22 protein-coding genes and 1 pseudogene are annotated in these 24,074 nt (G+C 54.9%); 3 read left to right on the top strand and 20 right to left on the bottom strand.

The features are described 5' to 3' along the window. Positions 1 to 25: 25 nt before the first annotated feature. From JZX89_RS14430 to JZX89_RS14485, 12 genes and pseudogenes are all read right to left on the bottom strand, one after another. Positions 26 to 877, bottom strand: coding sequence for a carbohydrate ABC transporter permease (locus JZX89_RS14430; RefSeq protein WP_113091751.1), 852 nt, complete (start codon positions 875 to 877; stop codon positions 26 to 28). A gap of 4 nt (positions 878 to 881) precedes the next feature. Beyond that, positions 882 to 1,763 (bottom strand): carbohydrate ABC transporter permease, encoded by an 882-nt coding sequence (locus tag JZX89_RS14435; RefSeq protein WP_207134461.1) that lies wholly within the window; start codon positions 1,761 to 1,763, stop codon positions 882 to 884. A gap of 63 nt (positions 1,764 to 1,826) precedes the next feature. After that, positions 1,827 to 3,089, bottom strand: coding sequence for an ABC transporter substrate-binding protein (locus tag JZX89_RS14440; RefSeq protein WP_207134462.1), 1,263 nt, complete (start codon positions 3,087 to 3,089; stop codon positions 1,827 to 1,829). A 241-nt stretch (positions 3,090 to 3,330) separates the two neighbouring features. After that, positions 3,331 to 4,413, bottom strand: a pseudogene (locus tag JZX89_RS14445) (IS630 family transposase). 394 nt (positions 4,414 to 4,807) lie between these two features. Then, positions 4,808 to 4,996 carry a hypothetical protein gene (locus JZX89_RS28900; RefSeq protein ID WP_210348480.1) on the bottom strand — a complete coding sequence of 63 codons (189 nt, stop codon included), beginning with the start codon at positions 4,994 to 4,996 and terminating at the stop codon, positions 4,808 to 4,810. Between the two features lie 69 nt (positions 4,997 to 5,065). Beyond that, complete coding sequence (locus tag JZX89_RS14455) at positions 5,066 to 5,251, bottom strand: hypothetical protein (RefSeq protein WP_207134463.1); 186 nt, start codon at positions 5,249 to 5,251, stop codon at positions 5,066 to 5,068. Between the two features lie 101 nt (positions 5,252 to 5,352). Beyond that, on the bottom strand, positions 5,353 to 5,529 hold the full coding sequence (locus tag JZX89_RS14460; RefSeq protein ID WP_207134464.1) for a helix-turn-helix domain-containing protein: 177 nt from the start codon (positions 5,527 to 5,529) through the stop codon (positions 5,353 to 5,355). A 184-nt stretch (positions 5,530 to 5,713) separates the two neighbouring features. Beyond that, entirely contained in the window at positions 5,714 to 6,331 is a 618-nt protein-coding gene (locus JZX89_RS14465) for an outer membrane protein (RefSeq protein ID WP_207134465.1), read from the bottom strand. Between the two features lie 109 nt (positions 6,332 to 6,440). Continuing rightward, a complete protein-coding gene (locus JZX89_RS14470; protein WP_207134466.1) occupies positions 6,441 to 6,668 on the bottom strand; it encodes a hypothetical protein in 228 nt (75 codons plus the stop codon). Positions 6,669 to 7,100: 432 nt separating this feature from the next. Beyond that, a complete protein-coding gene (locus JZX89_RS14475; RefSeq protein ID WP_103660220.1) occupies positions 7,101 to 7,340 on the bottom strand; it encodes a flagellar hook protein in 240 nt (79 codons plus the stop codon). A gap of 63 nt (positions 7,341 to 7,403) precedes the next feature. Next, positions 7,404 to 8,642 (bottom strand): HlyD family secretion protein, encoded by a 1,239-nt coding sequence (locus JZX89_RS14480; RefSeq protein ID WP_207134467.1) that lies wholly within the window; start codon positions 8,640 to 8,642, stop codon positions 7,404 to 7,406. Further along, positions 8,639 to 10,771 carry a peptidase domain-containing ABC transporter gene (locus JZX89_RS14485; protein ID WP_207134468.1) on the bottom strand — a complete coding sequence of 711 codons (2,133 nt, stop codon included), beginning with the start codon at positions 10,769 to 10,771 and terminating at the stop codon, positions 8,639 to 8,641. Before JZX89_RS14485 ends, JZX89_RS14480 begins: the two co-directional genes overlap by 4 nt. A gap of 504 nt (positions 10,772 to 11,275) precedes the next feature. On the opposite strand from JZX89_RS14485, the gene JZX89_RS14490 reads away from it, so the two are divergent. Further along, on the top strand, positions 11,276 to 11,500 hold the full coding sequence (locus tag JZX89_RS14490) for a hypothetical protein (protein ID WP_146258720.1): 225 nt from the start codon (positions 11,276 to 11,278) through the stop codon (positions 11,498 to 11,500). A gap of 136 nt (positions 11,501 to 11,636) precedes the next feature. Here JZX89_RS14490 and JZX89_RS28905 read toward each other — a convergent pair whose 3' ends face one another. The 7 genes from JZX89_RS28905 to JZX89_RS14525 form a co-directional block, all read right to left on the bottom strand. Continuing rightward, positions 11,637 to 11,903: a cysteine hydrolase family protein gene (locus JZX89_RS28905; protein ID WP_103660223.1), complete on the bottom strand. Its 267-nt coding sequence runs from the start codon at positions 11,901 to 11,903 to the stop codon at positions 11,637 to 11,639. A gap of 496 nt (positions 11,904 to 12,399) precedes the next feature. Next, positions 12,400 to 13,116: a hypothetical protein gene (locus tag JZX89_RS14500; RefSeq protein WP_207134469.1), complete on the bottom strand. Its 717-nt coding sequence runs from the start codon at positions 13,114 to 13,116 to the stop codon at positions 12,400 to 12,402. A 44-nt stretch (positions 13,117 to 13,160) separates the two neighbouring features. Continuing rightward, positions 13,161 to 13,532, bottom strand: coding sequence for a hypothetical protein (locus tag JZX89_RS14505; RefSeq protein ID WP_207134470.1), 372 nt, complete (start codon positions 13,530 to 13,532; stop codon positions 13,161 to 13,163). Positions 13,533 to 13,678: 146 nt separating this feature from the next. Further along, the gene (locus JZX89_RS14510) at positions 13,679 to 14,341 is read right to left on the bottom strand and encodes a DUF3313 domain-containing protein (protein ID WP_207134471.1); all 663 of its coding nucleotides are present in this window, start codon (positions 14,339 to 14,341) and stop codon (positions 13,679 to 13,681) included. Between the two features lie 117 nt (positions 14,342 to 14,458). Next, the gene (locus JZX89_RS14515) at positions 14,459 to 15,823 is read right to left on the bottom strand and encodes an ATP-binding protein (protein WP_207134472.1); all 1,365 of its coding nucleotides are present in this window, start codon (positions 15,821 to 15,823) and stop codon (positions 14,459 to 14,461) included. After that, positions 15,820 to 16,584: a response regulator gene (locus tag JZX89_RS14520; protein ID WP_256438140.1), complete on the bottom strand. Its 765-nt coding sequence runs from the start codon at positions 16,582 to 16,584 to the stop codon at positions 15,820 to 15,822. The genes JZX89_RS14515 and JZX89_RS14520 overlap by 4 nt, the downstream gene beginning before the upstream one ends. 705 nt (positions 16,585 to 17,289) lie before the next feature. Then, positions 17,290 to 17,763 (bottom strand): hypothetical protein, encoded by a 474-nt coding sequence (locus JZX89_RS14525; RefSeq protein WP_207134473.1) that lies wholly within the window; start codon positions 17,761 to 17,763, stop codon positions 17,290 to 17,292. 894 nt (positions 17,764 to 18,657) lie between these two features. Here JZX89_RS14525 and JZX89_RS14530 point away from each other — a divergent pair. Continuing rightward, positions 18,658 to 19,956 carry an efflux RND transporter periplasmic adaptor subunit gene (locus tag JZX89_RS14530; protein ID WP_207134474.1) on the top strand — a complete coding sequence of 433 codons (1,299 nt, stop codon included), beginning with the start codon at positions 18,658 to 18,660 and terminating at the stop codon, positions 19,954 to 19,956. 6 nt (positions 19,957 to 19,962) lie between these two features. Then, positions 19,963 to 23,100: a multidrug efflux RND transporter permease subunit gene (locus JZX89_RS14535; RefSeq protein ID WP_207134593.1), complete on the top strand. Its 3,138-nt coding sequence runs from the start codon at positions 19,963 to 19,965 to the stop codon at positions 23,098 to 23,100. Positions 23,101 to 23,130: 30 nt separating this feature from the next. On the opposite strand, the gene JZX89_RS14540 is transcribed toward JZX89_RS14535, so the two are convergent. Then, complete coding sequence (locus JZX89_RS14540) at positions 23,131 to 23,766, bottom strand: TetR/AcrR family transcriptional regulator (protein ID WP_103660231.1); 636 nt, start codon at positions 23,764 to 23,766, stop codon at positions 23,131 to 23,133. Positions 23,767 to 24,074 lie beyond the last annotated feature (308 nt).

Below are 24,074 nucleotides of genomic sequence, written 5' to 3' on the forward strand. Positions count from 1 at the left end.
TGGGTTGTGCGGCTGGCGGAAGCGGTCATCCTTTGACGGCTCCCATGGTCAGGCCGGAAACGAAGTGCTTCTGCATCAGGAAGAACATCACGACAGGAGGCACGGCGACGAAGATGGTTGCCGCCGACACGATGTTCCAGGCAGAGACCCATTCGCCCTTGAGGTTGGAGAGGCCAGCGGTCACGGGCTTGATCGCGTCGCTTTGCGTCAGCACCAGCGCCCAGAAATAATCGTTCCAGATGAAGGTGAAGGTCAGGATGGCGAGTGCCGCCAGTGCAGGCCGCACTAAGGGCACGACGATGTGGATCAGCGTTTGCCAGGGCGACGCACCTTCGGCGCGAGCCGCCTGAAACAGCTCATCGGGAAGGGCCGCGATGAAGTTGCGCATGAAGAGTGTCGCAAAGCCGGTCTGGAAGGCGATGTGGAATATCATCAGCGCCCAATAGGTGTCGTAAAGCCCGGCCCACACCATCAGATCCCGGATCGGGATCATCATCACCTGTTGCGGTAGAAAGTTGCCGCCGACGAACAGCGTGAACAGCACCATCGAGCCGCGGAAACGGTAGCGTGACAGCACGTATCCGGTCAGCGTCGAGAAGATCAGGACCATGATCACCGAGGGAATGGTGATAATCATGCTGTTGGCGAAGTAGCGCAGCATCTTGGTCTGCTGGAACACTGCCACATAATTGTCTGTCAGGCTGAACTTGGTTGGCCAGCCCCAGTAGTTGCCTGCCATGACGTCATCGAATGACCGGAAGGATGTCATGATGACTGCGAACAGTGGCAGGAGCCAGAGCGCGAGGATCACGCAGACCATGGTCATATAGGCAATGCGGGCAGCGGGTTTGTTTTCGGGAATAGGACGTGGATACATCAGATCACGCTCCCTTCTCGGCCTTGACGAGGCCGCGCAGATACCATGCGATGAAGACCGACATGATGAGGAAAAGGACCGTCGCAATCGCCGCGCCATAACCGAAGCGGTAGGAGAAGATCGATTGCTCGTACATCTGGTAGGCCAGCACCGTGGAGGAACCAAACGGCCCGCCTGCGGTCATGACGTAAATGGCATCGAAGGAACGCAACGCGCCGACGACCGTAATGGCGACGGCGATGAACGCGACCTGCGTCAGTTGTGGCAAAACGATATGCCGCAACATCGGCCAGCCACGGGCACCATCGACACGTCCAGCCCCGATCATTTCTTCATCGAGATTGTTGAGGCCAGCAAGGAACAGCACCATGCAAAACGCCACCTGCGGCCACAGTGCCGCGATGACAACGGCGAAGGTCACGAGGTTTTCGTCTGATAGAAGCGCTGGTGCCGTGGCTCCGAATGCTTGGTAAATGATGGCCAGCAGGCCGAATGTCGGATCGTAGAACCAGCCGAAAATGACACCCACGGTCACCGCTGCCAGCACCAGCGGCATGAAGAACAGCGACTTGACGATCCGCATGCCAGCGATCTTCTGGTTCACCAGAAGCGCAATCGTCAGACCCATCGGCGGTGCCAGCAGGAACATGACCAGCCAGATCGCATTGTTTTTCAACGAGACATAAAACTGCGGATCATCGATCAGCTCGGCATAGTTCGCCAGACCGACCCAGGTTTTCGCCCCCATGCCGTCCCATTGGTGAAAGGAAATCCAGAACGTCTCAATCGATGATGCGATGATGACGACCAGAAAAAGGATAAGACCCGGCGCAAGAAGAAGCGCAGGCGTCAGCCAGTTGCGATGGCGGCGCCACCAGATAGACATGAGACCATCCTGTCGATGAGGAGGAGAGGCGATGACGCCTCCCATTTGGTGTTCAGACAGAGCTTAACCGTGGATGCGCTGGCGCGTCCGTTCGATCTGAGTGAGGATCTGGTCACGCCGCTCCGGCTTGACCATGAATTCCTGGAAGCCCTTGAGGCCTGCCAAGGCAAGGTCTGGATCGCTGTCACGATCGTAATATTGGGACGTGCCCTTGACTTTCTTCATCTCGTCAACGGCCATTTTCAGGATAGGATCGTCACCGATCGCGCAGTCGCTGCGGGCAGGTACGTTGCCTTCCGGGGAGAGATAGGCGCTGAGGTTTTCCTGCTTGTAGAAGAAGGCGAGGAATTCGCGCGCCAGTTCCTTGTTCTTGGAGCCGGAGGGCAGATGGATCGAATCCACCGAAAAATCCTCGAACTGTTCGACGCCCGCCTTGATGGTCGGGAAGGGCGCAAAGCGCACATGCTGAAGGTCTTCCGGCGGGAAGGCATATTTGATGAAGTTGCCTAGATCCATCATGGCGGCCTTCTTCTGGACCAGCGAGGCCGCTGCGGGATCCCAGGCGAAGGAGGTGCCGTTCGGCGTGAAGAAATCGGCCTTGATCAGTTGTTCCCACTTTTCGAACACTTCGGTAAGCGATGGATCGGTGTATTTCACCTTGCCTGCCATCAGGTCCATGTGGTGCTGAAGACCGTTGATGCGCAGGTTCATGTGGTCGAACCATCCGCCGCAAGGCCACTGGTCCTTCGTGCCCATACTCATCGGAATGATGCCAGCCTTCTTGGACTGTTCGGCCAGCGTGAAGAAGTCATCGAATGTCTTGGGAACGCTCAGTCCAAACTGGTCGAACGTATCCTGACGATAGAAGAGACCCCAGAGAATGCCACCGGTCGGCAAGCCATATTGCTTGCCATCGACGGTGACGGAGCCAAGCGTCGCGCCGAGAACATCGGCATATTTTTCGCGCTGGACTAGGTCGGAGATATCTTCGAACAGACCTTTTTCCACGAAGCTGCGCATGCGGCTGCCGGAGAACCAGAAGCAGACATCCGGCGGGCTCGCCACGAGATAGTTACGAATGGCGGTCTTGTGCGCCTCATGATCCATGTTGTTGACGGTCACGGTAACGCCAGACGCACCACCGAATGCCTTGGCAATGGTTTCCAGCGCCTTGCGCTGATCCGCATTACCACGGTTTGAGATGATGGTGAGCTGTTTGCTCTGCGCAATGGCAGGCGCGGAAAGTGCGGCCGAAGCAAACGCAACACCCGTACCCTGAAGAAAGCGACGACGAGACGTCGGCAGAAACTGGAATGTAGAACTCATGTGTGATCTCCTCCTGCCAGGGTTCCAGCACCTGACGCGAAGTCACAACACACGAAAGGCACCATAATTGTCAATAGTTTATTTAATAAATAAACTATCAGAGTTGTGTCCTGGTATCGTGCTTTCAATGAGTCATAACGTCTGTTTGTATTGCTTCTGAAGTGTTTTCAGGGTTCCGGACATCATGGAGATGTCACGCGAGTTCGACCCTTCCAAGAGCTATAATACCAACGCTCAATGATTAGAACTCATGTGCCCATTTACGGTGACCGATGGACATGATGCGCCATGGCTGACTTTCGAGTTTCCGCCTGGCGTCGCAGCAATGGTCGACGATGTCTTCGTATGATTTGAAGACCCGGTTTTAGAGCCAGCTCTGGCGCATGAACTGCCAGAGGTTTTCAACCGGGTTCAATTCCGGAGACTTCGGAGGCAGCGGCAGGATGGTGATGTTTGCCGGGGACGATGAGATTGTTGGACATGTGCCAGCCCGCCTGATCCATGATAAGGATGGCGTGCGCGTCTTCTGCGACGTGACGGGAGACTTCGGCGAGATGCTGGGTCATCGCATGGGTGTCGCACCATGGCATGACAAGTGCCGCCGCTTTGCCGAGTTTCGGGCAGATTGCCCCGAAGATGTAGGCCGACCTTGTGCGCTGATCGTGCGGTGCTGAAGGCCGCGTTCCGCGCCTGGCCCAGCGGCGCGTGATCTTGTCATTCTGTCCGATGCGGGCCTCGTCCTGGAACCAAATCTCTACTCGCTTTCCTCGGGCTGCTCCGGCAGCAATTTTTGCCACAGCGGCGGGGAAGTTTTTTTAAGTTCTTCCATCGCCTGGCTATCCTGCGCGTGATGCTTCGGCCGGGCCGTGAGTTTGCGATAGCCCATCGCATGCAGTTCGCGCCCAAGCGTCTGACGGCTCACAGAGATACGGTGTTCCTGCCAAAGCCATTGCACAGGATCGACGAGCCTCCAGCGCACCACGCCATCAAGATAGGGAACGGGGCCTTTTTCTAACTCCTCGACGAGTGCCTTGCGCTGCTTGTCGTTCAGCAACGGCTCACGGCCCTTGGCCTTTCCACTCTTCAGGCCATCTGGACCGTGCCGGTTGAAGCGCTCGACCCAATCGCGGATGATCTGCAAACCGACCCCGCCAATTGAGGCGGCCTGGCTCCGAGAACCGCCTTCGTAAATCACTGATAAAGCAAGCAATCGGCGGGACCAGTTCGCGTCCCGGCTCTTTCTGGCAAGCTGACGCAGGTCATGAGCAGTGTAATCCTGACGGATATTGAGGGCCGTTCCCATGGCGAAATCTTCTTCCGCCATCTTGAATCATGATTTGCTCGAAAACGGAATCCCGTGAGTCAATTTCATCGGGCCTTGGTATAACTCGTCTAACTGGCCGGCGCTCGTTTCACATCCTATCGTTTGACGACAAACCATCAGGCTGTAAGTTTTCGTGTGAGTTTGATCCATTTTTCCGTTTCGCAGTTAGCTTTGCCACTTTCGGCGGAACCATCGAGCGCATGTCGCTCGACATAACCGATCACGGTCTGCGGTCTGAGCGCTGCAAACCCGTCTACGCCTAAAGGTGTGTTTCGGCGAGCCATTTGACCCCGCCGCAGGTGCCAAAAGATGAACCCGGCTGGACAGCAAAAATTGATACACATCAGGTTCATATTACGGAGCATAAGGGGGCATCCTTCCGCGCCGAAAGGGGTCAATCTTGGAAGCCGGATGACAAGCCTCGCCGTAAACCCGGATCGTTGAACCTCTCTAGGAGCAAATCAGCGAAGCGAAAAAAATCCTCGTTGGTCGCGTCGACGCTCAAGGCGCTGATTGTCAAAGCGCCAAGAAATGTCCTGTCGGCATCGAATAACGGGATCGATATTGAGGCGTAGTGCCGCAATCGCTCGCCGCGAGTAATGGAATATCCGTTCTCGCGAACATCTTGGAAGAGCGGATTGTCGGGCTCCGATTAGGCCTGCAGCACGCTGGCCACGGAACCGCCATGCGACAAGGATACCGACACGCCGACATCGACGAAATAGCTGTGGTTGCGATTGACGCGGCTGCGCACCACACAAAGATGATTGCCCTCGGTGCGAATGTAGAAGGCCGTGACCTGATGGATGATCGCTGGTCCGGTTGAGCGGCTCGGCAATCCGGTTGACCAGATTCGAGGTCGCCTTGGAGATTGCCGCCAGCCGCAGGGGAATAGCTGCCATCTGCATGCCGTTCCAGAAATCCACAATTCGACAGTGATTACAGCGCCCTGAGTGTCGTCGCCTTGTCGAGACCGGATATTTCCGAGATCTCGCGCAGGTGCATCTGGCTGCGCTTTATGTTGAACAGGCTGAGGATCAGAAGTCCCCGGTCGAGGACACCGGAGCTGCAGGAATGCTCGCCGAAACGGCTGGAGGACGGCCGCATATTTTGCATGGGCGTCTGATGACTGGTTTTGTGATGACAGCGCACCGTGCACCCACCAGACCACCGTCGTCAGGCCTGCCAAGCTTCGAAGGCAGTCGATTGTTGATCTTCCACAAGCTCTGATGCTTTGCAGTGACCAACAATCCGCCATTTTACCGGCCTCCGAGACTGGAGGAAATCGGAAGCCGGATTGTCAAAACTTGTAGCTCGCGCCTACCATGGCCTTATGTTGGGTTGCTCCGATTTCGCCAATCGCCGACCCAAAGTCTTTGTTGCCGAAGTCAGAGTACCGATATTCGCCGCGCACAAGAATATTATCCGTGAAGGCATGCTCGACACCGCCGCCGGCTGTCCATCCAATCAGAATATCGTCTTTCTTGTTCGAGCCAGGAACATCGACCTTAACACCCGCCGCAGCGATACCGCCTGTAGCGAAGAATAAAGTTCGGTCCCAAGCATAGCCAACACGACCGCGGCCGGAGGCGTCCCACTCGACGTTAGCGCCGCTGTTCTCTTCAAAATTGTAGTTGAAGTCGTTCTCGATACCAAAAACGATATTTCCATGTTGAAAATTGTACCCAGCATGCGCGCCTGCTGAGCCACTGTCGAGATCCACGTCAGAGCCAAATAATGCCGCCTGGTTCCAACTGTATCCGCCTTGCGCGCCGAGATAGAAGCCAGACCAATCATACGAGGAGGAAACCTGCTGCTCATTTGGAGCCGAAGGCTGCTCATAGACAATATCTGCTGCAACAACCGGTGCTGCAGAAGACACTGCGAGCGCTGCAAGCGCAAAAATTTTAAATTTCATGTGATCGTTCCTGTGTTGAATGGCGGAACAGGCAACCCGCGACGGTCTAGCCCTGTTCGAGAACGATTATGGCCTAAGCACTTGTTGCAGAGTGTCTTTTCACATTATGTTATGTTGCAATGTGGTCTTTACTTTCTTTCGTGCTAGACCAGTTTTGGTGGCGGATGCAGTCATGGACGATCCCTGGATGGTCGCGGTAGTTGGTGTTCCCGTGACGATCACGCGCTTCACCAAGCAAACTCAGCAATTGACAGGTGGATATTCCGTCTGCTTGCATAACTTGAAGGATCAGCGGGTCATTGAGAATGTCTTGAAGCGTCAACTCGGTTTGCGACATACTCCTCTCCTTTGTTTGGAGAGCTTATGCGCTCGCCACGTAACCTTGCGATGTCGAAAACAAGTCGACATAGAGGCAAGATGTTCAATAAGATTGCAATTTCGGACGGGATGCGGACTCGATTGACAGTGATTTTGTGTGAGGAGCGTCTGACAGACACCTAACAGCCGACGTCACCACTCCGACCTGCCGACAACGGTGCCACGTGAACTGTCGGCATTACCGAACCTTGTATCAGGCACCGGCATAGCGAGAAACTCATTCCTTTTAAGGAAGGCCTCGCTGTCCCACGCTTAGCATTGCCAAACCTTCCATCGCGAGAAATGTCGGCGGGAAAAGACTCTGAGTTCACGACGGGTAAGTTGCGAAGGTCCCGGAAGGGGAGCCTGGCGGCTAGATCTTATCCGCCAGGCTCAGTTTGGTCAGCTAAATCTAGCTAGCAAACGAGTTCTCAAAGCTGAAAGAACCAGACTTATTGCTAAAAGAAAACGTTCCGGCCTTCTGTACGACTTCGGCCGGCAATTTTGCCGAGAAGCTTCCCGAGCGGCTACCGAACGAGTAGTTCCCGGTGACAGCGCCATCAGCACCAATGGTAACCGTGGAAGCGACGGTCGTGGCACCGCCGCTCACGAGATCGAGCATATCGCTGTTGATTTCAATCATCTTGCTCATGTTAGTCTCCTTTGGGTTGGTTAGTCGTAGGTCAGACCAGGAAGGTCGTTCCCTTTGCTGGATTCACCGACTGGCTATGGCTTTTAGCGGATCCGTGATCCAGTCGGTGAGGTGTCGGCGATCTGTAATGATATCGCCGATGAGTGTCATACCGGGCGTCAGTTGGCGCTCCTCGCCGTAGGCGGAAACGCTGGTACGATCGAGGCTGACGGTGACCCGGTAGACGGGATCTTTGAATGAGATTGGAGCCAATAATTCGCCTTCGCGATAGGTCGAGCGCGAAACTTGGGCGACGTGGCCGACAATCACTCCAAAGCGTTGGTAGGGAAAGGCGTCAATCCTGAGCCTGACGTCCTGGCCGATCTGGACCAAACCGCCGGCTCGTGACGGCAAAAGCAGGTTTGCCTCAAGAGAACTTCCCGCCGGAACAAGTGCTGCCAAGGGGGACTGAGCCACAGCCGTCTGACCAGGCTGCGCCTGCAGAGCAGCAACCCTACCGCCAACGGGTGCAACGACGACGTAAGCTCGATCAATCTGAAGCTGAGCCAGCGACTGCTGAAGTTCGCTGCGAAGCCCCTGCAACTGGGCGAGCTTATCGTTCTGCTCAGCGGGTAGACTTGTCAGTTGCGACTGCACATCATCCAGATCGCCCTGGCGCTGTGCATGTTGGCGCTCCAGTTCGTAAATTACACTTTTCTGCGATAGAATCTGCTGCTGCAGGCGCGACAATTCAAACTTTGTGCCGCTGCCCCCCACTTGGAGGCCGGCGTAGCGTTCAACATCTCGCGTTTGAAGATCCTTGAGTTCGCGTTCCGACAAGAGCCGGCGGGTTTGCGAGGCAAGCTCTTCGGCAAGACCGTGAAGTTTTGCAGCCAGTCGACGACGCTCTTCATCAAAGCGTGCTTCGGCCGCTTCAATTTGTATATCAAGGGACTGGATGCGGGACACAATCTGCAAGCGCAGTTCCTCGCCAACCTTCCCTTGAGAACCGGTTGTCTCCAGCGAAAGCTCTACCATCGGCTGGCCTTGCGTGACCAGGTCGCCTTCACGGACCAGGACCTTGGAAATGACGCCTCCTTTTGTGGCATATAATTGAGCCAGGCCACCGGTTGGCGCGACATATCCCTGAACCGTTTCCTTTCTTGCGTAGGTACCGGTCATCAGATACGAAGCCCCGACGACGACCACGACACCCAGCAACACCGTCATCACGCCGTAACTCACGGGCTGTGCAATCATCACCTCACCACGCAACCTGCGACGATGTTCAATTGCTTCGGGTCTAAACAGCGTGTCGCTCATGGCACCACCTGCAATGGCTGCGCCGGGATTTCGCGGTGCAATTCGCGAACCTCGCCTGCCTCGATGGCGAAGATACGTGACGCCCCTTCAATAGCACCAGGACGATGGGCGACCATAATCTGGGTTATACCGAGGCCCTTAAGAGACTGCATAACGCGACGTTCGGACAAAAGATCGAGATTGGCTGTTCCTTCGTCAAGGAACAGGATTTTGGGTCTTTTGTAGAGAGCTCTCGCCAGAAGCGCGCGCTGCTGCTGCCCGCCCGACAATGTTGTGCCCAGGTCTCCAACCAGTGTCATATAGCCCATCGGCATACGTTCGATTTCTTGGTGGAGATCGACCTTGCGCGCTACATATTCGACCTGCGCCATATCCATCTCTGGATCGAAGAAGGCGATATTATCCGCAATCGTGCCCGCAAAAAGCTGGTCATCTTGCATCACGACGCCAATTTGCGCCCGATAAGTTCTCATACCCACAGCATTGAAGGTCAGACTATCAACCAATATCTCGCCTTCACACGGCGGATAAAGCCCCATCAACACCTTCAGTAGTGTCGATTTTCCACCACCGGAAGGTCCGACAAACACCACTGATTGACCCGCCGTGATGTCCAGCGAAACATTCTTCAGCACCCAGGCTTCGCGCTCGGCGTATCGGAATGAGAGATTCCTTATGCTAAGCCCGCCCACTACAGGGCGAAGTGCGTGCGAACCGGCCTCGATACCAGGCTCCGCATCTTGGTGCACCGCGTCAGACAATCGCTCGAGATGCAGTCCCGTCATGCGAAACTGGAAGCACTGTTCTACGAATGACAGCGCAGCGCTGCTGAATTGGCCACGATAGGACAGGAAGGCCAGCAACATGCCGAGCGTCATCTCACCTCGGATGATCGCGCTCGCACCGAGATAGAACACCAAAAGCAGTTCTCCGCCTGTGACAATCGACAGCCCGGCCGTGCCTTTTAGGCCGATTTTTTGAAGGCGCACATTATTGTTGAGACTGGCAACATAGGCATTCTGCCATGCCCCGTGTCGTTCCAGTTCTCGGCCAAAGAGCTTGAAAGCCCGTGCGCCGCGGATGGTTTCCAGGAAAACACTGTCCACTCTCGCTTGATATTGAATCCCTTCGTTGGTGAGATTGCGCAACCAAGGAAATGTGATCAACCTTGTGCAAATGACGACTGCTAGTGAGGCCAACACCACAAGTGCAAGATAGGGCGCATAGACGAGCATGACCGCGAGGGTGAGGATTGCCATCAGCCCGTCCAGAATACCTGAAACCAAGCCACCCGTTAAAAGATCCTCAACAGGTTGGAGGGAATTAAATCGAGATAAAATGTCGCCGAGGCGACGCTTCTCGAACCAAGGCACTGGCAAACGCAAAGCGTGACGAAGCAAATTACCACGCATCTGGAACGTCAAAAGGGTGCTGAAGTGCATCTGAACATAACCACGCAGCAATGTGGTTGCGCCTTGGATCAACAATAAGAGGCCGGCACCTATGACGATAATGTTCAGGAGGCTGAAATCGCCTTTCGCGATCGCTTCATCGACGATCAATTGATTGATCAGAGGTGACACAAGAGCAAAAAACTGAAGCGAAGCAGTAAGAAGGAGGATTTGAACAAGGCTTGGAATAAACCCAGCGCTCCTTGACCACAAATCCGTCAGGTGCACCCGTTCGACTTTTTGGCGTTTTTGAAATGAAGCTGCCGGTGTGAGTTCCAGCGCAACTCCAGTGAAATGTGCAGACGCTTCAGTTAGGGTAAGATGTCTGTATCCACTCGCTGGATCGTGTATTTTGATCCATTTCCTGTTGGCACGACTGAGAACGACGTAGTGCGACATATCCCAGTGAAGGATGCAAGGGGTCTTCAACTGGCCCAAGCCGTCCATTTCTACCTTCAATGCCCGACCGGTAAAGGCAAGGTCGTCAGCAATGGAAATCAGACTCTTGAGGGTGGTTCCTTTGGCCGATACCGCATGGCGTCTTCTCAGTTCGGACATTGTCACGAGATGGCCGTGATGCGAAGCCACCATAGCTAGGCATGCAAGCCCGCATTCCGCGGCTTCCGACTGTAAAACTGGTACAATCCGAGAACGATTGTTCATGACATCGAGAAGCAACGGACAATCCTCCTGCGTGTTTGATTGCAACAAGCGTATTAGAAGTTCAGCGCGTTTCACCGACTTACTGAGCAGAGGCTTTAGTCAACGAGCTTATGAAAACGGTTTTAAACGTTGGCTTGTCCCAGGGTGCATTCAGCGCGACACACTATCCCCAAGCCTTCCCAGCGATATCTTGTCCCGGTTTGCGAATTCACGCGGCCTTGTCGGCAGTCTCCACGCACTCGGCGTTATTGCCTTGGCTCCGTATCGTCCTCAGTCTCTTTTTTGGGAATGACGTCTGTCATTGAAATTTCCCCGCAACCGCCCTCGGGACGCGACGCTGACGTGGGAGGCGGAGGCACTAGTTCGACCCAAAGTTCAAACATCTTTCATCAAAACCACCCTTGGCTTAGGTTTTTAGCTTGTGATGAAACCTACTTTGGGCGCGCGTTGCTGTGTGTTTCAATTTGTTGCGAAATGTTGAGGCTTCAACAGCCTGGTAATCGACTGGGTGAATACGACATGGAATACCGTTTAAAATTCACCGTATTTTCGGATGATGCTGGCGGCCAGGACACGTTCGCGGCTAACCTCCACGGGAAGCGAACCTATGAGGCCGCAATCAGCCTTTATTTTCAGCTTTTAGAGGCTCTGGCGGAGGGTTTGCCTGCGGAGGACATTGGAGCCGCTCAGCGCGTCCTGTCCGCACTAAGTATAAAGCCTGAAACATTTGCCGCTGACGACTAGTGTCGCGCGATGTGGGATTATCCAATCAGCCTTTTGGAAATCGGCTTTAGGCGTGCGAGAAAACGCATGCAGACCGATTTGCAAAAACCTTGATTTCTGCACTGGCAGTAACCGATCCAAGCAACACGGCGGACATTTACGCCCGGGAAATTCGATTAAGGACCTCGATGATCTCAAGTAGAGACCCGGTCTCAGCCAGCATGGGGTAGATGTTGGTCTCACAAGCTGCTTTGGCAGCCGGATTGAAATACGAGATCGCATCAAGCACGATAGTCACATTTAGAGCCAGATCATAGGCCTGACGGGCCGTCGACTCGACGCCTACGCTCGCTGCCGTGCCGCACTGGGTGACGCCGCGAGAGAGCAACAAAGTTTGTAGGTCCGACCCGCTCAACGCCCCCAAGGTCCGCGCCGGACGACAATGTCGGACTCCGCCTGCTCCAACGGGCTGTTGGGCCTCAGTGGAAAAAACATGAAACCGCCGCCATCAGGGGACGTGTCTGTTCTACTCATCTTGCCTCCTTCGGAAATGATCAGCAAGACTTGCAGGTCACGTGCGCGCCAGCAAGGCTGCCACAGCATAAACTTGTGGCCCAGCTTGGCCGACAAAGCATCTGGTGCCTTCCTGGCGATCGATCACGATGAGGGCGGTTGCATCGTCGATTTTGCGTATGTGCATATTATTCACTGGAGTTAACAACAACGTCTAGTAACGACTGCATTCAGATCTATCTATATGGTCGCAAGGGTGGGCACTTTTGGTGACACGGCTGCGACCAGCTTTGCGGACAGGATTATGACCGATCGAGGGGCTAGGTTTAGGCACTCCCGTGCGGCAGTTGTGGTCAAACGCGATTGTTTCTCGTCTCAGTAGGCCCCATTAACGGGCTCAGAGCTAGTCAATCCAAGTCTGCCGTTTTGATCAGGGCATCCCGACCGAATTTCACCGCCGTAAAAGGCAAGGTTGCGGTCTGAAAAAGTACCATTCCCGCGCTATTCATTGCGGCTGCACCGATATCGCGAGTTTTGTCCGTACGCTCACTTACGATGGTTTCGGCGTCGCCCGTGGACGTTGGCACGTAAGCTACAGGCCGTATTGTGCCGACAATGAGCGGGTCTTGAGTTTCGCACTTGGGTTGGCAGCGGTCATAGCGAACGACCTTCGCCGAGTTAGCTGTAGAAAATTTACCAGTCGCCTGGGACCCACCGGACTTGATCGTTGCAGAGGTCGGGCGCTTGGTTGGAATGACACTATAGGGAAGAGTGTCAATCTGAGGTTCGGCCTTGCTTGCCGAGACGGGCACCGACGCTACATCGCGAACTTCTCTCAGGTTTGTCGAAACGACTTTACTAACCTGCCGAACAGGTCTGGAAGCCATAGCTTCCTCAAAAACGGTGGTATGGGCAGGTCCGAGATTGCCAAACCATAACATACCGATTGAGCCGAGAAGAAGACCGCCAACCCCAAGTGCGAGCATTGCTAAACGAACGCGCCGCGGCTTTCCCGCTCCGAGCTCGAGATCATGGCGATGCCGCCATACGCGCTCGAGATGTATTGCACTATCCGTGTGTACTGGGGATGGCGGAATGATATCGCCGTTGAGATAAATGGCCATGGGTTGCCTTTCGGTTGACGGTGTTGGAATGATGCGCCTATGCCTCAGTACTGGTCGTGAACAACCCCCATGATATCGCCAGAACGCGATACACTGACGAGCAGGTTGTCGCCTCCGCGGGTCGCCTTGACGAGCAATCGTTCACCAACATCCTGAACGTTTCTTACTCGGTAACCCCTGTCCTCAAGCAAGGTGATGACGTCGTCCGGTCCAAAACGCCTGCCTCGCTGGGACCATCTGTTCTGATCGTCATGGTTGCGGTTCCAGGCATGAAGGAAGTTCGATTCTGTGTTGTCATCCACAGAATAGGGCTCCGATGATTGACCATCATAAATCACGACCTGCGATATGGCAGGTAGCGCAGCGATCGCGCTGAAGACAGCGGTCGCGCTGATTAGTATAACGTGGCGTCTCATGATCTTCTCCTTTAGTGTGCATTGAACAGCATGCTCCAGTGCCCCGAGGGACGGATATTGGCATCTCAAAAGGAAGCATGGCGGCATCATGCACGTGGCTACTGTTGCTGTGTGTCGTTTGTTGTTCTGAGATGTTGCGGCTGGCCTCAGGGACGCAACCGGGACAGCAGCGCCTCGGCACCCTTGTCGATCGCCACTTCCGACGCCTTTAGCGAGCCGAAGCTGGCACCAACATTCATCGCGTTGGGATACTGTTTGGTAACGTAGGCCGACAAGAGCGTGCTCGTCGTCGTGTCGAATATCTCAACAGCGTAGGACACCGAGCCGGTCATTGTGCCTTCCTTATCACGAAAGGCCTGCACCGCGTTATACATACCTCCCCCGACATCAAGATGCGAGAAAGGACCTAGAACGGGCGTCGTCGTCTTTGCGCCGGTGAGTGTCAGATGAACGCGCAGCGTTCCGGGCGCGGGTGCGGAAACAACAGAAAAACGCGTCCGTAGTTTCTGCGTGAACCGAGATTGCATGTAGCTGGCAAGAGCGCCCTTGTCCTGCTCGCTGACTTTGACGAACTGGCTGTCCTGTCCACGGTAAACCGTGACAGGATCAACGATGACCTTGTCGTAGTGGCTCCAGTTTGCCCCGCTATTGTAACTGTATGGAACACGGCCATTGCGATCACTGGTGTCGGCTTTGAGGTGCTGCGCCGACGCCAGACCGCTGTAGGCAGTCGGATCTGCAGTGGTGCAGCTGACAAGCAGGCCACTGGCGATGACAAGGCAAATGCTTGCTTTGTAGGTAATCTTCAATGGTCTGACTCCAGCCGGTTGGCGCCGTGTGGCAAGTGTGGTTGGATGACCGATAGCTGACCGCAACGGTATTGCGTTTTCAAAAATGTTAGGAAATGTTCGCGCGGGTCGGAGACATTAAATTATGAGAGTATCGGAGGGCGAGTTCCGAGACTGGAGAATCTCTCCTTTCGGCAGGTTGATCTCAACGATGAGGCCGTTTGGCTGTCGGTCCCGCAATGTGAACACGCCCTTGTGGCCTATCACCACGATCCCCTGCGCGATTGATAGACCAAGTCCGAAACCACCGGTTTTTGCTCCGGATTGACGGGATGCATCTGCCTTGAAAAACGGCTCTATAACCTTCTCCTTCAAATCATCTGGTAGACCCGGCCCATCGTCTGAAACCTTGATGGTGACTGTGTTATGCCGGTCTTCAAGCGCGATCTCGATATGGTCGGCGTACCGGGAGGCATTATCGACAAGATTTGAAATGGCGCGTGTCAGACCTTGCTGCATGCATATATATTTGAGGCGCCTGGGCCCGATAAAGCGAGTGCTGACACCAGTATCTGCAAAGTCGTCAGAAATCGTTTGCAGCAAGCTCGACAGGTCCACCTTGCGGGCCGGCTCGAACTTATTGTCGAGAAAGCTGAGACTGGTGTCGATCAGCGAGGACAGCATTGTCACATCAGCCAGCATCATCTCTTTCAGACCGGGTTCATTCGATCTTTCGATACGCATTCGCAACCTTGTGAGTGGTGTCCTGAGGTCGTGACTGATCGCTCGAAGTACCCTCGTCCTCTCACGTAGCATTGTCTGTATTCGGCCCTGCATGACATTAAGCGATGCCGCCAGGCTCCTGATTTCTAACGCACCCTCGGCTTTGAACGGCTCCTCAGAATGATCGTCCATGCTGACGCGTTGCGCAGCTGCCGCAAACCGGATCACGGGCTCTGTGATCAACCAACTGCCGAGGTACGCCAACAGGATCAGCGGGATGACAATCTTCAAAATGCCGCTTGCCATGGCTGGTACCAGCCAGACGCTGGTGGGAAACTGCGGCATTGTAAAAGAAAGAGCTCTCGTATCATCGACTTTGATGATGAGCACGGGTGCACCATGATCACCGGAGACCGCATTTTGTATCGCTGTCACGATCCCATCATTTATGAGCTCTTTAACACGCTGCAGGATCTCAGTGTTCGGCGTGCCAACCTCGTACAACATGGAAGCTCGGGAAACAGACGCGCGCTTCGTCCAAATGCCGAGCCGATCGGCAAAGCGCAGTGCGGCCTCTTCCTCCAGCTCGGTTCGGCCACGGGAAAATTGTTCGAGCACTGTTTCGATACGACCGGCAAACAACCCAATCTCTATGCCCTTATCGTGCCTCCCATATATAAAGGGCTCCGTTGTCGCTGCAACACTTGATACGAGAACGACAAGCAGGATCGCAAGAAACAAGAGTTGTTTGCGGATAGAGGCGCTTCGAAGCCCCTTCATGGAAGACGCTCAACCTGCGAGGCGAACAGGTATCCACCCAGCCGCACGGTCTTGATGAATGTCGGGTCCTTGAGATTAGGCTCAATCTTTTGCCGAACACGGCTGATATGGGCATCAATGCTTCGTTCGATCGGGCCTGCCGAGCCCGCGTGCGTCATCGCAAGAAGTTGTTCACGTGTGAGAACTTTGTTGGGGTGGCAGCAAAAGGCCCAAAGAAGGTCGAACTCTGCTGTTGTCATGGAAACCTGCGCGCCATCCGCATCGAAGAGCTGACGACTCCGTGGATCTATTCGCCATCCCGAAAACGTCATTGGTTCAAGCTCAGCTTCAGGCTCATCATGATCAGATGCCCTGCGCAGGATGTTTCTAATGCGCGCCAGTAGCTCTCGAGAATTGAACGGCTTGGTAACATAGTCGTCCGCGCCCAGTTCCAACCCGAGTATGCGGTCTATATCCTCGCGAAGGGCTGTCAACATCAGGATCGGAGTCTTTCCTGAAGACCGCAATCGCCTGCAGATGCTGAAGCCATCCTCCCCGGGTAGCATTCCATCCAAGAGGATCAGATCAAAACTATGACGGCCAAGGATTCTGTCCATCTCGATTCCGTTTCCGACCGAGGCAGCGTCGTAGCCGTGGCCTTTGATCAGATCGACGAGCATATCCGCGATATCTCTGTCGTCTTCGACTATCAGGATTTTATGCGACAGTGCGCCCGCTCTAATCGGCGTCAAATTTCCTGGCTGTTGCGGGGATATTGCCATATGCAACCTTTTGTCCGGTGATATCGGAAATCTGTTTGGCGAATTTAGCGGGACCGCCCGCCTGCAATCCAACCTTTATCCGATCTCATGCAAAACTCTATTAGGAAATGTTGCAAGATGTTGCGGCTCCGAAATATTCTGCAGACCGCAGAAATTTATAACAAAATACGCGTGCGGTCCGAACGGGTGCGTTGAACTTCCTGCTCATCGGAATCGTTAAAAATACAGACAATCCAACGACGTACTTACTCTCCTTTGCTGTATTCGATTGGGTTTGACCGAAACTCGGCGTCAACAATGGCTGCTGCGATGTAGCAGGCTCTGACCGTCAGGAGCGAAAAAAATGCGGCGGATACCCAGGTTACCACGTGATGCCTCGATCGTGACCGGCGAGGCAATCTGCCTGCCAATACAAGGCAGCTATGTTTGGCAACCCGCCCAAGCGCCACGAGCACAAACATTGCCAGGATGACGTAACCTGTCAAGGATGCAGCACTAATCAGCCAAGACATTACAAGGCATACTCCCAAAAACCATTGTTCCTTTATTGGTGCGGCCGTTTGCCAAATCTCACTGACGCGCAAAAACCGGCTTGATCGCTGTCGTCTCGCGACCCAGTTCTTCACCCGCCCGGCAGGCGGTTCTGACAAGAGCGCTGAGACCTGCGATACATTTGACGGACGGCCTGTGGAATGCCTGGGTAGATCAGAAGGGAACATCCATCGTATCCTTGCGACTGTGAGAGCGTAGCGCATTTGCGGCGATGGTCCACCATCGGAAAGTGCGCTTCGCCCCTGTCGTCAACGGTGTCACGTGACCTGTCGCCATGACCGACCTTGTAGCCGGCACTGGCATGGCAAGAAACTGTACCCTTTCAAGAAAGGCTTTGTTGTCAAACCGCTTTGCATTCACTCGCCTACCATCGCTTGAGATGTCGGCATGGAAAAAGACTTCGAGGTTGATGACGGGTAAGACGCGAATATTACGCAGCAAGTCAATGTCCGGCCGACTCGTTATGGCAAAAACAAACTCGTCCGATCGTAAGGCATCAAAAGCCTCGGGCACCGTGGACAGGCAGACAGACTGAAATCCATGGTCTGCCAGCCTGGCAACGATGGTCGCGCCGGCTGCCTCAGGCAGAAAGACCAGTATTTTCGAAACTTTCGGGGGGTGGAGCATGTGGCGCTTTCCTCATCGGTGATGACGAAGATTAGCCCGGGCCATTGCAGCACTGTATTCGGTTTTGTGTATTTTTATGTGCGCAAAGCGTGGTTGCAACAAAACATAATCATCCGAAACGCATAGACACTCTTGCGAAACGCGGCCGATAGAAACGTCACCGGGCTTGGAACCGCATCGGGAAACTGATTGATCTGGTCGATCCAAAGGAGGCTCAAAACTACTTCAAAACGTGCGGATATGAGTTACTTTGAATGGGAAACGCTGCAATGTACGAAAGTTCGGATTTTTGGGCGCATAGGTGGATGGTCACACGACCGAAAGCCGCAATTCTGGAATCGCTTTACCGAAACGGTCGGCCAGTCTGAGATCGCTCGTAACTAGAAGGTAGTCACGCTCGACCGCTTGCGCGACGATCCAAAGATCATTTTCGTCGACCTGAAGCGTCTTGCTCGGTACCCGACCCTGCCAATCTTCTATCCATCGCGGAACACGACGTGATAGATCCAAATAATGTGCGGCGAGCCTTGCTTTGACTTCACCGTACGCCTCTGCGGGGTGCCGACCAACTTCCGCCAAGGGATAGGTGGCAGCTTGAGTGAGTGTGGTGCGGCTATGGGTAATATCCTGTCCAGCGAGGACTACGACAAACGAACCGAGCGTTAAACGAAGGTCCGATCCGCATTATCTGGCCATCGCACTTTGCTGACAGCTGCCGCGCGGCGCGGCAAGGCGCATATCCCTGCAACATTTCTGAACATAATAGCATCCTAAGACACAATTGGATCTGGCATGATCGTACGGCACGTATGCCGCATACTGATCATGAACCAAGGGGACGCTCACTCCAAATGCCTCTTCGTGCGCATCGCAGAATTGTGAGACCGAGCCGCAATGGACATCAACAATGCTGCGCAACAGAAACGCAACGGAACCGTTTCGTTTCTGTTGCGTTTGACTCCTATCGGAAGCGCAGCGTTGCGAGCCGCGCCAATTAATTTCAGGATAAACATGCACCTTATGACGAACTCCATCCGCTTGGCCATTTTGGCCTGTGCTGCCGTTTCGCTCGCGGCTTGTGGAAAAGGGGAGGGGGAACAGAAACAAGGGGCTGAACGACCGCCAACACAAGTTTCTATCGTTGAAGTCAAACCCGAGACCATCCCGGTTGTCAGCGAATTACCGGGCCGCGTTTCGCCGATGATTACCGCGGATATCCGTCCCCGGATAACCGGTCTCGTGCAAAAGCGGGTGTTCCAGCAAGGAGCAGCCGTCAGAGAGGGTGATCTTCTCTACGTCATTGACGCGGCACCATTTCAGGCAAAGGTCGACTCCGCCCAGGCCACTCTCGACGCCGCGCTCGCAGCACAGAGGCTTGCAGGGCAGAAGGCAGACAGGCAGACCCAGCTACGTCAGAGCGGTGTCGCGAGTGCCGACGCCAGCGAGACAGCAATCGGCGAGCTTGCGCAGAGCAATGCAGATGTCGCACGCGCTCAGGCAGACCTCCGATCTGCCCAACTCGAGCTACAGTACACTCAAATCAAGGCGCCAATCAGCGGCAATATCGGCCGTGCACTGATCACAGAAGGCACGCTGGTTAGCCCGACATCCGACGTGATGGCAACTATCCAACAGATCGATCCGATTTACGCGGATTTCACCCAGCCGGCCGACACGTTGATCCTGTTGCGCAACGCCATCAAGAATGGCGATCTCAAGGAAGATGCTGCAGGTGGCGTCGGCATGAAGCTGGTGACGGAGCAGGGTCGTCCCTATCCTCATGACGGCAAGCTTTTGTTTTCTGAGGCAAGCGTCAATGCCCAGACAGGCCAACTCATCTTACGTGGCGAATTCCCCAATCCGGAGCGCAATCTTTTACCGGGCATGTATGTTCGCTCGAAGCTCCAGCAGGGAGCGCTCGAAGGAACCTTTGCTGTGCCCGAACAGTCGGTCCAGCGCGATACCGCTGGAAAGCCGCAGCTCTATATCGTCAATGCCGAGGGCAAGGTCGAAGTCAGGGAGGTCACGCTCGGATGGATACTCGATGGCCGATGGGTGGTCATCAAAGGGCTTAATGCCAACGACAAGGTAATCGTCGAAGGTTTTCAGAAGGTAGGGCCCGGGCAAGCCGTAAAGGCTGAGGCATGGATCAATCCAGTCGCCGCTGACGCCTCCCCGAAAAAGGAGGGTTGATCCTTGATCCCTGCATTCTTTATCGATCGTCCCGTCTTTGCCTGGGTGCTCTCCATTGCCATCATGCTGGCAGGCGCAATTTCGCTGACCGTGTTGCCCATCTCCCAATATCCGGATGTGGCACCTCCGCAGATCACCATCTCCGCTACCTACCCCGGTGCATCGCCTGAAGACACCTATGAGGGTGTGACGCGTCTGATGGAGGAAGAGCTTAACGGAATTCCGGGGCTGCTCTACTACGAATCAACCTCGAATGCCCAAGGTGCTATCACCATTACCGTGACGTTCGAACCAGGTACGGCTCCCGAAACGGCGGCTGTCGAAGTTCAGAACCGTGTTCGCCGCGTTGAGGCCAGACTGCCATCCTCCATCGTCCAGCAGGGTATCAGTGTCGATACTGCAGGCGGTGGCACGTTGCTGCTGGTGGCTCTGACATCAAAGAGCGGCTCGATGGACGGTATCGCGCTGGGCGACTACATGAGCCGTAATGTTGCCAACGAGTTGCGGCGCGTTCCGGGTGTCGGTAATGCCCAGCTGTTCGGCAGCGAGCGTGCCATGCGCGTCTGGATTGATCCCGATAAACTGCTTGGTCTCAATCTGACGCCAGCTGACGTTACAAGTGCTATCCAGGCACAGAATGCTCAGGTTGCTGCCGGCCGTCTCGGAACGGCACCATCGGTGCCAGACAGGCGCACCACGGGATCGCTGTTGATCAAGGGGCAGCTAACCTCGCCGGACGAATTCGGCCAGATCGTACTCCGTGCCGAAACAGACGGTTCGACAGTTAGACTGCGAGACGTAGCCCGGATCGAAGTCGGTGCCGACAGCTATGCCACCTCGGTCAGGATAAATGGCAAACCTGCTGCCGGTGCGTCGATCGAGCTTGCACCGGGCGGGAATGCGCTGATCACTGCTTCGGCAATTAAGGCGCGGCTGGCAGAGCTGGCACCGTCGTTTCCCGAAGACATCGAATATTCGGTCCCCTACGACACCACGCCATTCGTCTATATCTCCATCGAACAGGTTTTGATGACGCTGGCCGAGGCGATGGTCCTCGTCTTTCTCGTCATGTTCCTCTTCCTGCAGAATATCCGCTACACCATCATTCCGACAATCGTCGTGCCGATCGCGTTGCTAGGCGCTTGCGGTGTGATGTTCGTGCTCGGTTTCTCGATCAACGTGCTGACGATGTTCGGCATGGTTCTGGCAATCGGTATTCTGGTGGATGATGCGATCGTCGTGGTTGAGAATGTCGAGCGCATTATGACGGAGGAGGGGCTTTCGCCGAAAGAGGCGACCAAGAAGGCAATGACGCAGATAACCGGCGCGGTGGTCGGCATTACTTTGGTGCTGACTGCGGTTTTCGTTCCGATGGCATTCTTCCCGGGTGCAGTCGGCGTTATCTACAAGCAATTTTCACTGACAATGGTGGCGTCGATCCTGTTTTCTGCTTTCCTCGCCTTGACGCTAACCCCTGCTCTCTGTGCGACGTTTCTCAAACCTGTCGAAAAGGGGCACACTCACACTAAGAAGGGTTTCTTCGGTTGGTTCAACCGTGGCTTTGACCGTGGTTCCCATACATACAGTGGTTGGGTAGGGCGCCTGATCAAGCGCTCAGGACGCGTCATGCTGATCTACCTCGTCGTAGCAGCAGCGACGGCCTGGATGTTCCTGCAATTGCCATCTTCCTTCCTTCCTGATGAAGATCAGGGCACGTTGCTCGCCCAGGTCCAGGGTCCGGCCGATGCTACGGCGGAACGGACGCTCGATTCTATCAAGCTAATGGAGAAGGTCGTCACGTCCGAACCGTCGGTTGATCGCATTGTGGCGATCAGTGGCTTTAGCTTCTCCGGGTCAGGCGAGAACGCCGGACTTTCGTTCATCACCCTAAAGGATTGGAGCGAACGGACCGCTGAGCAGTCGGCACAGGCTTTGTCGAACAAGTTCAATGCCGGCTTCCAGGCCATCAAGGACTCGACGGCTTACGCCCTGTCGCCGCCCGCGATTTCTGGCCTCGGCACCTCCAATGGATTTGCGTTCCGGCTTCAGGATCGCGGCAACCAAGGTACAGACGCTTTAAATTCGGCGCGTGATCAGTTCATGGCAGAGGCCGGCAAGAGCCCAATTCTTGCGCGGGTCATGGTCGAGGGTCTTGCCGATGCACCGCAAACCGTGCTGACCATCGATCGCGAGAAGGCCAACACCTATGGCGTCACCTTCGCCGACATCAACCAGACCATCAGCACCAGCCTCGGCTCTGCATACGTCAATGACTTCCCCAATGCTGGGCGCATGCAGCGGGTCACGGTGCAGGCCGATGCGGACAAGCGCGGTACGATCTTCGACGTCATGAAACTGACGGTGAGAAATTCCGAAGGCGGCATGGTGCCGATCTCGGCCTTCGCCAGATATGAGTTCACCAAGGGTTCGGCGCAGATCGTCGGTTACAATGGCTTCCCGGCTGTCCGTTTCAGCGGTCAGGCGGCCCCCGGTTACTCCTCTGGCGATGCCATCACCGAGGTCGAACGGATTGCTGGCGCGCTGCCATCCGGTTTTGGATACGAATGGAGCGGGCAGTCGCTACAGGAAATCCAGTCCGGCTCGCAGGTGCCGATGCTTTTGGGCCTGTCCGTCATACTGGTGTTTCTCTGCCTTGCAGCTCTCTATGAAAGCTGGGCGATACCGCTTTCGGTGTTGTTGGTCATTCCACTTGGCGTGATTGGTGCGGTCGGTGCAGTAATGCTGCGTGACATGCCGAACGATGTGTATTTCAAGGTTGGCTTGATCACCATCATGGGACTCTCAGCGAAGAATGCCATTCTGATCATTGAATTTGCCAAGGACCTCAGGGCTGAGGGTAAGTCTACGTTCGACGCAGCTGTGGAGGCTGCGCACCTTCGTTTCCGACCAATCCTGATGACGTCACTCGCCTTCGCTCTGGGTGTGGTTCCTCTGGCGATCGCTACGGGCGCAGGATCCGGCAGCCAGACGGCGATCGGGACAGGTGTCCTCGGAGGTATGATTTCTGCAACGATCCTGGCGATCTTCTTCGTGCCCGTGTTCTTTGCCTTCGTGATGAAGTTCAGTAAGAATCCGGCCGAGCAAAGACCGGATCCTGAAAAGCGAACCGCGCCGGCCAAGTGATCAAAGGACACGATGAAGGGCATTGCCGGCTTATGGCCGGATGCCGTTCATGAAAAAGCGGATTCGGTCTTCGATGATACCACCCTCTAACTCTCGCCTGACTTGGTCGGGCGTCGAAAACAGCGCCGTTCGTAGAAGTGGCAGGACCATTAGAACGAGGAAGTTGTTCGCATCTCGATCAGCTTGCTGGCGTTCGCCCGAATAATAGCCCGGCGAAGAGATCAGCATTCGCGCGACATATTCCATATAGCGAGGTGCGGCATGCTCTCTATAGAGGCGTGCTAGATTGGGGAACCGAACGGCCTCCGCCGTGATCGCCCGGTCCAGCTCGAGCGCCTCTGGCTGGAGGACGTGCTCGAGCAAAAGATGGGCAAGCTTCATCAGCTTATCCTCAAGCGTAAACCCCTGCAGCTCAAGGCTATCTATCTCCAAGAGATTCTGGTCGATCCGCCGTTTGATGACCGCGTCGAAGATCGCCTCCTTATCCGCGAAACGAGCATATAGTGTGCGCTTCGCCACGTGGGCAGTGTTTGCTATCCGATCAATCGAGGTACGCTCGAACCCTTGCGCGAGAAACAGGGATTGGGCAACGTCGAGAATCTTGCCGGAGAGTTGTGCCGCTTCCTCTTGCCTGGGTCGTCCGCCTGATTTGGTAGATATTTTCATGATCACTTGATAAGTTATCGGCCTGTTCGTACGAACCTGCTTGTTTGGGATGTATGTGCCGCGCCGTTGCCATGTTAATCCGGTTCCCCTCAGAAGGCGAGTCGCGCAGCATCCTTCACCAGTGTGGCCAATGTCGTCCCCCAATAATCGATGCAAGCCAGGCTGTGAAAAAGAGATCCGCTGCCCTTAAATAATAACGGACTCTGCGGTTCGTGTTTTTCCCTTATTTTATGGTGCTCGGCAATGAGCCCGAACTTTTTAATCAGTTAAATCAAAAATTAGTGTTCACTATCGATGTGTCGACGGTT

The organism is Agrobacterium burrii (assembly GCF_017313405.1).
In the GTDB taxonomy this organism is placed as follows: Bacteria; Pseudomonadota; Alphaproteobacteria; order Rhizobiales; family Rhizobiaceae; genus Agrobacterium; species Agrobacterium burrii.

Coding starts and splice junctions, on each gene's coding strand:
- JZX89_RS14430 (WP_113091751.1), bottom strand. CDS start 877: ATGTATCCACGTCCTATTCCCGAAAACAAACCCGCTGCCCGCATTGCC.
- JZX89_RS14435 (WP_207134461.1), bottom strand. CDS start 1,763: ATGTCTATCTGGTGGCGCCGCCATCGCAACTGGCTGACGCCTGCGCTT.
- JZX89_RS14440 (WP_207134462.1), bottom strand. CDS start 3,089: ATGAGTTCTACATTCCAGTTTCTGCCGACGTCTCGTCGTCGCTTTCTT.
- JZX89_RS14460 (WP_207134464.1), bottom strand. CDS start 5,529: ATGCAAAATATGCGGCCGTCCTCCAGCCGTTTCGGCGAGCATTCCTGC.
- JZX89_RS14465 (WP_207134465.1), bottom strand. CDS start 6,331: ATGAAATTTAAAATTTTTGCGCTTGCAGCGCTCGCAGTGTCTTCTGCA.
- JZX89_RS14470 (WP_207134466.1), bottom strand. CDS start 6,668: ATGTCGCAAACCGAGTTGACGCTTCAAGACATTCTCAATGACCCGCTG.
- JZX89_RS14475 (WP_103660220.1), bottom strand. CDS start 7,340: ATGAGCAAGATGATTGAAATCAACAGCGATATGCTCGATCTCGTGAGC.
- JZX89_RS14480 (WP_207134467.1), bottom strand. CDS start 8,642: ATGAGCGACACGCTGTTTAGACCCGAAGCAATTGAACATCGTCGCAGG.
- JZX89_RS14490 (WP_146258720.1), top strand. CDS start 11,276: ATGGAATACCGTTTAAAATTCACCGTATTTTCGGATGATGCTGGCGGC.
- JZX89_RS14500 (WP_207134469.1), bottom strand. CDS start 13,116: ATGGCCATTTATCTCAACGGCGATATCATTCCGCCATCCCCAGTACAC.
- JZX89_RS14505 (WP_207134470.1), bottom strand. CDS start 13,532: ATGAGACGCCACGTTATACTAATCAGCGCGACCGCTGTCTTCAGCGCG.
- JZX89_RS14515 (WP_207134472.1), bottom strand. CDS start 15,823: ATGAAGGGGCTTCGAAGCGCCTCTATCCGCAAACAACTCTTGTTTCTT.
- JZX89_RS14520 (WP_256438140.1), bottom strand. CDS start 16,584: ATGGCAATATCCCCGCAACAGCCAGGAAATTTGACGCCGATTAGAGCG.
- JZX89_RS14525 (WP_207134473.1), bottom strand. CDS start 17,763: ATGCTCCACCCCCCGAAAGTTTCGAAAATACTGGTCTTTCTGCCTGAG.
- JZX89_RS14530 (WP_207134474.1), top strand. CDS start 18,658: ATGGACATCAACAATGCTGCGCAACAGAAACGCAACGGAACCGTTTCG.
- JZX89_RS14540 (WP_103660231.1), bottom strand. CDS start 23,766: ATGAAAATATCTACCAAATCAGGCGGACGACCCAGGCAAGAGGAAGCG.